We start from the raw sequence: 8,816 nt of genomic DNA, 5'->3' as shown, positions 1-8,816 counted from the left end.
CCGGATACAGGCCGGGACCGCGGTTCCCCGGTGCGGTCCGTCCGAACGGGCAGTCCGTCCGAACGGGCGGACCGTCCATGGGCGGCGCCTCAGCGCGGGCCGTCGGGGCGCGGCGGGAACGCCCGTACGGTGCGGCGCGGCAGGGCCGCGGGCAGGGCCGCCAGCAGCGCGGCGGCGGTGAACAGCGCGTAGTGCCCGACCTCCGGCCCGGGGCCCGCCCAGCCGAGTTCGCCGTGGCGGTGTTCCGAGAAGGCGTTGTGGCAGAGCCAGGCGGCCAGGCCGATCAGCGGTGCGTCCACCGGCCGGGAGCGGCGGCCGACCAGGGCGCACAGCGCCAGGTGGGCGAGGTACGGCAGCGGGCCGGCGTGCAGTTCACCGACGGCGCCGAGGGCGAGCGCCAGAGCGCCGCCGGCGAGCAGCGCGACGGCGCCGGAGGTGCCGTCCGGGAACCGGTCGGGCACCGGGCGGCAGCGCCGCCCGCCGGGCCGGGCCGAGTACATCCGCACCGCGGACTACCGCTGCATCGAGGCGAGTTCGCGCTCGGTGGCGACCGGCAGGTGCCATCGGGTGCGCCGGTGCAGGGCCTCCAGGTCGTGCAGCAGCTCGGGCACCGGGACGGTCAGCACCGGGCAGCCCGCCCGCCGGGCGCAGTGGCCGGGCACCGATCGCCGCAGCCGGCGGTGCAGCGGGCCGCCGCTGCGCCCGAGGACCAGCAGGTCGTCCGGCCGGTCGGCGATGTGCAGCAGGGCCGGTCCGGTCTCGCCGCGGACCACGACCGGGCTCAGCGGCACGCCGGGGTCGGCGCCGCCGAAGGCCTCGTCGAGGGCGTCCCGCAGCCGCCGTTCGGCGGCCTCCCGGACGGCGGCGAGCAGCGGCGGGCAGGGCGAGCGCCGGTAACCGTGTTCGCCGCCGGGCGGCTCCCAGGCGAGCACCGGCACCAGGACGGCACCGCGGTCGCGGGCCTCGGCGACGCCGCGGTGCAGGGCGGCCAGGCTTCCCAGCGACCCGCTGACCCCGACCACCACCCTGGGGGCGGCCTTCGAACTCCCGTTGCCGTGCATGATCCGTCCTCGTGTGGTCGTGTTCGCCGTCGTCCTCCACCCAACCGCCGCCACAGGGGCTGACCTGCTCTCCTTGACGGCTTCCTGACGTTCCGGCCGGTGTTCCCAACGCGCTCCATACGCGGCCCGCCGGGCGTCCGAACCGTCCGGGCCGTCCGGGCCTCACCCGTTCGGCCTACTCAACAGGCGAGGAGCACCGCCGGATGGGTGGATGGAGACGGCCCGCCGGGATGCGGCATGCCCGACGAGCGGTTCGATGTCGAACGTTCCAGGGAGCACGGTCTTGTACTACAGCAGCGGCAACTACGAGGCGTTCGCCCGGCCGAGGAAGCCCGAGGGGGCCGAACGCAAGCGGGCGTGGTTCGTGGGGTCGGGGCTCGCGGCGCTGGCCGGGGCGGCCTTCCTGGTCCGGGACGGGCAGGTGCCCGGCGAGCGGATCACGATCCTGGAGCGGCTCAAGCTGGCGGGCGGCGCGCTGGACGGGATCGAGGTGCCCGAGAAGGGCTTCGTGGTCCGCGGCGGGCGCGAGCTGGAGGACCACATGGAATGCCTGTGGGACCTCTTCCGCTCGGTGCCCTCGCTGGAGATCGAGGGCGCGTCCGTGCTGGACGAGTTCTACTGGCTCAACAAGGACGACCCGAACCTCTCCCTCCAGCGGGTCACCGAGCGCCGCGGCCAGGACGCCCGCACCGACGGCCTGTTCGCACTCGACGACAAGGCCCAGAAGGACCTGGTCCGGGTCTTCCTCGCGACCCGCGAGGAGCTGGAAGGCAAGCGGATCGACGAGGTCTTCTCCCGGCACTTCCTGGACAGCAATTTCTGGCTGTACTGGCGGACCATGTTCGCATTCGAGGAGTGGCACGGTGCCCTGGAGATGAAGCTCTACCTGCACCGCTTCATCCACCACATCGGCGGCCTGCCGGACCTGTCCGCGCTGAAGTTCACCAAGTACAACCAGTACGAGTCGATGGTCCTGCCGCTGACCCACTGGCTGATGGACCAGGGCGTCCGGTTCCGGTACGAGGTCGAGGTCACCGACATCGACTTCGACGTCTCCCCCGCCACCCGGGACGCCCCCGGCCGCAAGCAGGCCACCCGGATCCACTGGCGGGAGGCCGGCCGGGAGGGCGGGGTGGACCTCGGCCCGGACGACCTGGTGTTCACCACCATCGGCTCGCTCACCGAGAACTCCGACGACGGCGACCAGCACACCCCGGCCCGGCTGGACGAGGGCCCGGCCCCGGCCTGGGACCTGTGGTGCCGGATCGCCGCCAAGGACCCGGCCTTCGGCCGCCCCGAGGTGTTCTGCGGCAACATCGCCGAGAGCAAGTGGGAGTCGGCGACCGTCACCACCCTGGACCCGCGCATCCCGCACTACATCCAGAAGGTCGCCAAGCGCGACCCGTTCAGCGGCGGCGTGGTCACCGGCGGCATCGTGACCGCCCGGGACTCCTCCTGGCTGCTGAGCTGGACGGTCAACCGCCAGCCGCACTTCAAGCAGCAGCCCGCCGACCGGATCGTGGTCTGGGTCTACTCGCTGTTCGTCGACCGCCCGGGCGACTTCGTGCGCAAGCCCATGCAGGCGTGCACCGGCGAGGAGATCACCCAGGAGTGGCTGTACCACCTGGGCGTGCCGGTCGGCGAGATCCCCGACCTGGCCGCGAACGCCGCCCGTTGCGTGCCGGTGATGATGCCGTACGTGACGTCGTTCTTCCTGCCCCGGCACGCGGGCGACCGGCCGGACGTGGTGCCCGGGGGCGCCGTCAACTTCGCCTTCATCGGCCAGTTCGCGGAGACCACCCGGGACTGCGTCTTCACCACCGAGTACTCGGTGCGCACCGGCATGGAGGCCGTCTACCGGCTGCTCGACGTCGAGCGCGGCGTGCCCGAGGTGTTCAACTCCACCTACGACGTGCGCAAGCTGCTCGCCGCCACCACCAGGCTCCGCGACGGCGCCGAACTCGACCTGCCCGGGCCGGAGTTCCTGCGCAAGCGGCTGCTACGGCGGCTGGAGGCCACCGAGATCGGCGAGCTGATGCAGGAGTTCGGCCTGATCGAGGACGAGCGGAGGTAGCCGACGAGCGGAGGTGGCCGCGGGCGGGGAGCACCGCCCCGAGGCCAGTGGCAGTGGCGGCAGTGGCAGTGGCAGTGGCACAAGACATGGATGGTGCTATCGTCAGTAGCACTATGTTGCTGAAGCTGGACATCGGGGACACCCGACCGCTGCACGAACAGGTCGCCGGCGCGATCAGACGGGCCGTCGCCGAGGGCGAGTGCGCCCCCGGGGACAAACTGCCCCCGGCCCGGGAGCTCTCCCGGGCGCTGGGGGTGAACACCAACACCGTCCTGCGCGGGCTGCGGACGCTGCGCGACGAGGGGGTGCTGGAGTTCCGCCGGGGCCGCGGCATCACGATCGCGGCCGGCGCCGACACCCGATCTGAACTGGTGAACCGCGTAAGGCAGTTGGTCGAGGACGCGGCCCGGTTCGGCTACAGCAGGAACGATCTCGTGGACATGATCAGGGGGATGTCGTGACGGACGACGGCACAACGAAGGAAGCGACCACGGCGGAGCGACCGGCGGCTCGCGGTGCCCTCTGGGCCGCGGCGGCCTGGTCCGTCGGCGTGCTGGCACTGCTGATCGCCCTGCCGCTGGTGGCACGCCACCGGCTGCCGGACCCGCTGGCCACCCACTGGGGCGGGCGGGAGCCGAACGGCTCGATGTCGCTGACGGCGGCCGCGCTGTTCCCGGCCGCGTTCTGGGCGGTCCTGGTGCTCACCTCGGTGGCCGTGCGGCGGTACTGGGCCGACCGGTCGCCCGGGGCGGCGGCGGCCACGCTGGCGGCCGGCGGGGTGCTGCTGACGGGGGCGCAGACCTCGATCGTGCACGCCAACCTCGACCGCGCCCGCTGGCAGGACGCCGCACCGATGGGCGTCGAGGTGGTCCTGATCCTGCTGGCCACCGGCCTCGCCGGGCTGCTGGCCCTGCTGGCCGGCCGCCGCTTCGGCGGCCGGCCCGAGCGGCTCCCGGCGGCCGGGGCGGATCCGCTGGAGATGCCCGCGGGCGAGCGGTTCGTCTGGCTCTCCCGGGCCGCCAACCCGTGGCTGCAGCTGGCCGCCGCGGTGTTCGCGCTGGTGACGGTGGCGGGAGTGCTGGCCGCCGCGAGCGGGGTCGCCGAGCTGAACTGGGCGCTGGTGGTGCCGTTCGCCGTCGTCTCCCTCGCGTGCCTCGCCTGCTCCTCGGTGCGGGCGCGGGTGACCGCCGGCGGCCTGACCGTCGGATTCGGCCCGTTCGGCCGGCCCGTGCGCCACTGGTCCCCCGCCGAGCTCGAATCCGCCCGCGCCGAGCAGCGCACCGCCGCGCAGGCGGGCGGCTGGGGCTACCGGATGAACCGGCTCGGCACCACCGTGATGCTGCGCGGGGGCGTCTGCCTGGTGGTCCGCACCCGTCAGGGCACGGACTTCGCGGTCAGCGTCGACGACGCCGAGCGCGGGGCGGCCCTGCTCAACGCGCTGATCGCGCGCGCCGGGCAGCCGGCCGGCTGAACCGTCCCGGCGGAGGCGAAGGGGCGGTTCGGCCACCACGGCCGGGCCGCCCCACCGCTTCCACTGCTCGCACCGCTTGCACGGCTCTCACCGCTCGCACCGCCGTCAGGACTCCCCCGCGCGCAGTTCGGTGGCGATCTGCCGCCGTCCCGCGACCAGCGTCTCCAGCACCACCCCGAGGCAGGCCACGAGCGCCAGTCCCGCCGTGGGCAGCAGCACCGGCAGCACCGCCGGGCCCAGGCCGTCGCCGGCCTTGCCGCCGATCAGGGTGGAGAGGTCGAAGGCCGGCCCGAGCAGGACGGCCGCCACCGCCGCGACCACCGCACCGCCGACGGCCGACGCCAGCGTCCGCGGCAGTGCCTCGGCGACGATCAGCGCCAGCCCCTGACGGGGTCGCAGGCCCATGGTGCGCAGCCGGGCGAGCACCGCCGTCCGGTCGGGCGCGGCGCGCAGCAGCGTCAGCAGGACCGCGAGGACGGCGAATCCGGCACTGGCGGGCGCCGCGTACCAGAACAGCCGCCCGGCGGCCTGCTGCAGCGGGTCGTCGGCGAGCTGCGCGGCGTACTCGCGGCTGCTGCCCACCGCGTAGGCCGGCGGCAGCCCGTGGTCGCCCTTGCCGTCCGCCGCGGCGTTCTCCGAGATGAGCTTGGCGAGGCCGGTCGGCTCGACCAGGCCGCGTTCCAGGAGGAGCGACCTGATCCGCCCGGGGTCGAGGCCGTCGCCCACGGCCAGCCACCCGGTCCACCGGCCGAGCTCCGGCAGGCGTTCCACCGCCGGACCGCTGGGCACCACGACGAAGGGCAGGGCCGGCTCCGGCAGCGCCGGGGTCGCGGTGACGATCCCGGCGACGGTGGTGCGCAGCTCGCTCGCGGTGGACAGGTGCACCGTCGGTGCGCCGGCGCCCAGTCGCGCGGCCAGGTCGCGGCTGAACAGCGCGGGCACCGGGGTGTCCGGGCCGCCGGGGGTGCCGGCGAGCTTCGCCGGGTCGAACTCGCCGGCCCCGAGGGTGCGGGCGATCTCGGCGTACGCGGTCGGCTCGGCGACCACCAGGGTCACCTTGGTGTAGTTGTTCGCGTCGGCGCCGACGAACAGCGCCCGGGGGTCCACCCGGACCGCCGTCGCGCCCCGGGCCTGCGGAAGGTCGCCCGCGGCCCTGAGGAACGGTTCCGGCAGGGTCGCGTAGCCCGGGACGGAGACGGCGACGTCGCCGCCGGTCGCGAGGCGCGCGGCGCTCAGCCTGCCGCGGGCCACCGCGTCGAGCAGGGTGGCGCCGAAGCCGGTCGCGGTGACGGCGATCAGCAGGGCGAGCAGCGGCAGCGCGGAGGGCCGGCGCCGGCCGGAGTGGTCGCGGGAGACCCGGGAGAGGCCGAGGAAGCCGATCAGGCCGCGGCCCCGGCGGGCCAGGGCGGCCAGTCGGCCGATCACCACGGGCTCGATCCGTGCCAGCAGCAGCCCGCCGGCGACGGCGAGCAGCAGCGGCGCGGCCACCAGCAGCGGATCCGCTCCCCGGTCGGGGTGGCCGACGCCGCGCCGGCGGACCTCGGCCACCGCCACCGCGGTGACGGCCAGCAGCGCGCCTTCGCCGATCAGCCGGCGCCACGGCCCGGTCCGCCGGGGGTGCGTCCGGAGCAGGGCGGCGCGCACCGGGAAGGCGAGCAGGGCGAACAGCGTGGCGACCAGGCCGGCCGCCACCGCGAAGCCCCACCGGGGGGTGGGCAGCAGCACCAGGGCGAGCACCGCTCCGACTACCGCGGCGGGCAGGACCGTCACCGCGCTCTCGCCGAGCAGCCGCAGCAGCACCCCGCCGCGCGAGCAGCCACGGGCCCGGAGCAGCCGCAGCTCGGCGGCGCGCCGGTCGGTGCCGAGCGCGGCGGCCAGGCAGAGCACCACGGCGGCGACGCCCGCGACGCCGGCCGGGCCGACCGCGCCCAGCGCCATCGCGGCCCGGTAGCGCTCGGCCGCCCAGGTGAGGACCACGGGCAGCGTCGAGACGACCCGCAGGTCGGCGCGCCCGGTCGCGGTGACCAGGGCGTCGGCCTCCGGCCCGGCCAGGAGGGGCGCGACGGCGGCACGGGTCCGTTCCAGACGGTCGGCGCGCAGCGGGGCGGGGTCGACGGAGACCCGCCAGAAGTTCTGGACGGACGGGCTCCAGGCGGTCAGCGCGCCCACGCTGCCGTCGTCGACGAAGCCGGTGACCTCCTGCCAGTTGCCGTGCTCCGCGTCGAGCCCCAGGCAGGGGCGGTTCGGGCAGCCGATGCCGACCCAGAACGGGTCCGACGGGTCGTTCTGCCGGTAGATACCGGTCACCACGGTGGTCCGCCGGTGGTCGGGGCCGCTGCTGCCGTTGTCGAGGACGTCTCCGACCTTGATGCCGATCGCCTCGGCGGCCTCCCGGCTCACCACCGTCGGCACCGGGTCGCCGGCCGCGGCGGGGCCGGGCCGGCTGCCCTCGGTCAGGGTGACCCGGTCGGCGAGGCCCTGCAGCCGGATCAGCAGGATCCTGGGCGGGATGTCCTGGCTCACCCGGTGGTAGCCCGGGTTGTACACCGGGTTGGTCTCGGTCCTGGTGCCGTGGGCCAGGCGGTCCGGTGCCAGCGCCACCGTCGCGCCGACGCGCGCCACGATGTCCCGGTCGACGGCGTCGAGGGCGGCGGCGGTGTCGGTCGGGCGGGCCTTGGAGGCGAAGTGCAGGCTGGTCGCGTGGATGCCCTTCTGGCGCACGAAGTCCCGCAGCGCCGCGTCCGCGTTCCGGTCCGTGACGCGGGGGACGGCCACGGCCAGCAGGACGGTGACGAAGGCGAGGGCGGCCGTCAGCAGGGCCGCCGAGGGGCTGGCGCGCAGCCGGGTGCGGACCCAGCGGGCCGGGCGGAGGGCGGTCCCGGCGGGCCCGGCGGGGTCGGCCTTGGTGGTCACGGTTCCTCCACGAGGCGCAGCGGGACGGCGGCCGCCGATCGGCCGGGGTGGACACGGCGCACGGCGGCGCACGGGTCACCGGTGCACGGGGCTCCGGCGACCGGACAGCGGACGATGTTGTCAGATCCGATCACCGATCGGAAGGGAATCGCATATATCAATTCCTGCCCGGTCAAGGACGATTGGGCTGGTGGCAGCCGCCTTCCCGGCTCTCCGCGGGGGAGTTGAACCGGTGGAGCCGTCACGGCCGTGGTGAATGGTGACCCGAGGTTCTCCGGACGGTCATTGAGGGCGTAAACCGCTCAAATCGGTGGTGCTTCGAACGCCGATGCGGGTACACAAGATGACGGTCGCTCAGGTGTGTGGCGGCGCCCGTCCGACGCCGCCCCACCCCGTCCCCCGCGACCGGAGGAACAGCGGGCCGAGGAGCCCGTGGAAAGGCAAGGAGGCGTCCGTGACGCACGACTCGCGCACGCAGAACTCCCCCGGTGTCCGGCGGAGCATCCAGGACGTTCGAACCATCGCGATCCTTCGCCTCGGCGTCGGCCTGATCGGCGTCCTGCTGCCGCCGGCCCTGCCGTTCGGCAACTGGCTGGCCGCCGAGGTGACGGGGCGCAGCACCGACGACTTCTGGCCGGGCTCGATGAGCGCCGCGTACTACACCGACACCCGGAACCTCTTCGTCGGCGCGCTGTGCGCCCTCGGGGTGTTCCTGATCTGCTACCGCTTCGACCGCCGGGACGACCGCTGGAGCACGGCCGCCGGGTTCTTCGCGGTCGGGGTCGCGCTGTGCCCGACGGCCCCGGCGGGCGCCTCCGGCGTCCAGCGCACCGTCGGAGTGTTCCACCTGGTCTTCGCCGGCCTGCTGTTCGTCATGCTGGCACTGTTCTGCCTCCACTCCTTCCGCAATCCCCGTTCCACCCAGCCGGCCCGGGTGAGCACGGCCTACCTGGTGGCCGGGGTGGTGATCCTGGTCGCCCTGGCGCTCTCCGTCCTGGCCGGGGTGACGGGCCTCGGCTCGGGCTGGTCGGTGCGGCCGCTGTACCTGTGCGAGTGGCTGGCGACGTGGGCCTTCGGCATCGCGTGGATCGGCGCCGCACTCGAACTGGCGGCGCACGGCCGGGGCGACGCCGGGTCCGCCGCCGTCCCCCGTCAGGCGGGCGCCGCCGCGCTCGACCCGAAGCAACCGGAGGCGCGGGCCTGAGGCACCCGGAGGCGCGGGCCTGAGGGCCCGTCATTCCGCCGCACCGGTCGACCGTTACCATGCGCACCATGGGCCGCCACCTCGGCGGTCACT

The 8,816-nt window shown here is 74.8% G+C and carries 7 protein-coding genes; 4 read left to right on the top strand and 3 right to left on the bottom strand.

Annotated features, from left to right (window positions below; genetic code table 11):
- Positions 1-89: 89 nt before the first annotated feature.
- Together ACWGJO_RS23565 and ACWGJO_RS23560 are read right to left on the bottom strand one after the other, a co-directional pair.
- Positions 90-506, bottom strand: a complete 417-nt coding sequence (locus ACWGJO_RS23565; protein ID WP_452186551.1) for a hypothetical protein — start codon at positions 504-506, stop codon at positions 90-92.
- A 6-nt stretch (positions 507-512) separates the two neighbouring features.
- Entirely contained in the window at positions 513-1,061 is a 549-nt protein-coding gene (locus tag ACWGJO_RS23560; protein WP_359900302.1) for a universal stress protein, read from the bottom strand.
- A 283-nt stretch (positions 1,062-1,344) separates the two neighbouring features.
- Here ACWGJO_RS23560 and ACWGJO_RS23555 point away from each other — a divergent pair, with 283 nt between their 5' ends.
- The 3 genes from ACWGJO_RS23555 to ACWGJO_RS23545 all read left to right on the top strand — a co-directional run bounded on the left by ACWGJO_RS23555 (position 1,345) and on the right by ACWGJO_RS23545 (position 4,606).
- Entirely contained in the window at positions 1,345-3,135 is a 1,791-nt protein-coding gene (locus ACWGJO_RS23555) for an oleate hydratase (protein ID WP_452186549.1), read from the top strand.
- A gap of 113 nt (positions 3,136-3,248) precedes the next feature.
- Entirely contained in the window at positions 3,249-3,596 is a 348-nt protein-coding gene (locus ACWGJO_RS23550; protein WP_452186547.1) for a GntR family transcriptional regulator, read from the top strand.
- Positions 3,593-4,606, top strand: a complete 1,014-nt coding sequence (locus tag ACWGJO_RS23545) for a DUF1648 domain-containing protein (protein ID WP_452186545.1) — start codon at positions 3,593-3,595, stop codon at positions 4,604-4,606. The genes ACWGJO_RS23550 and ACWGJO_RS23545 overlap by 4 nt, the downstream gene beginning before the upstream one ends.
- A 105-nt stretch (positions 4,607-4,711) precedes the next feature.
- On the opposite strand, the gene ACWGJO_RS23540 is transcribed toward ACWGJO_RS23545, so the two are convergent.
- Positions 4,712-7,519, bottom strand: coding sequence for a hypothetical protein (locus ACWGJO_RS23540; protein ID WP_452186543.1), 2,808 nt, complete (start codon positions 7,517-7,519; stop codon positions 4,712-4,714).
- A 454-nt stretch (positions 7,520-7,973) separates the two neighbouring features.
- On the opposite strand from ACWGJO_RS23540, the gene ACWGJO_RS23535 reads away from it, so the two are divergent.
- Positions 7,974-8,723 (top strand): hypothetical protein, encoded by a 750-nt coding sequence (locus ACWGJO_RS23535; protein WP_452186541.1) that lies wholly within the window; start codon positions 7,974-7,976, stop codon positions 8,721-8,723.
- The last annotated feature ends 93 nt before the right edge of the window (positions 8,724-8,816 follow it).

This window comes from Kitasatospora sp. NPDC054795 (assembly GCF_053611565.1).
The sequence above is the reverse complement of the archived record's forward strand: the minus strand, read 5'-3'. Positions and strand labels throughout refer to the sequence as shown.